The sequence below is a fragment of the Streptococcus sp. CCH8-H5 genome, from assembly GCF_001556505.1.
Classification (GTDB): domain Bacteria; phylum Bacillota; class Bacilli; order Lactobacillales; family Streptococcaceae; genus Streptococcus.
The window spans coordinates 1-645 of the sequence record NZ_LSIZ01000128.1 but is presented as its reverse complement, the minus strand read 5'-3'; the positions used below and the strand labels follow the sequence as shown (position 1 = coordinate 645).

The window sequence follows — 645 nt, the reverse complement described above, 5'->3', positions numbered from 1 at the left end:
CTACAGACCTTACAGGTAAAGCAGGCACTAAGACACCGGTTGAAGTAAGCGCAGAACCAGGCTCAACTGTTGCTCTTTACGATAAAGATGGTAACAAGATTGGTGAAGCGACAGCAGGCGCAGATGGTAAAGCAACCATTACCCCAACAGTCGACATCCCAGAAGGTAATGTAACAGCGACAGCGACCGATCCAGCAGGAAACACCTCAGATCCAAGTGCTCCAGCTAAGGCAACTACTGGCGCAGATACAGAAGCGCCAGCGAAACCAGTAGTCGCTACAGACCTTACCGGTAAAGCCGGCACTAAGACTCCAGTTGAAGTGAGCGCAGAACCAGGTTCAACTGTTGCCCTTTATGATAAAGATGGTAACAAGATTGGTGAAGCGACAGCAGGAGCAGATGGTAAAGCAACGATTACGCCAACCGTTGATATTCCAGCAGGGAATGTGACAGCGACAGCGACAGATGTTGCTGGTAATACATCAGTTGCAAGTGATCCAGTTGAAGCAACTCGATTACGTACAGATGCGGATAAGAATGATCCAACAGCTAAGGCTCAAACAGTGACTCCAGGTTCAACACCAAATGCACAAGATTCAATTGGTAATGTTGCAGATTTACCAAGTGGAACAACATACGAGTTCA

Annotated in this window: 1 protein-coding gene; it reads left to right on the top strand. The window is 47.6% G+C overall.

Annotated features, from left to right (window positions below; all coding sequences use genetic code 11):
* Positions 1 to 645 (top strand): Ig-like domain-containing protein (locus AX663_RS08670; protein ID WP_231724225.1); only part of this gene is annotated, 645 nt, incomplete at both ends.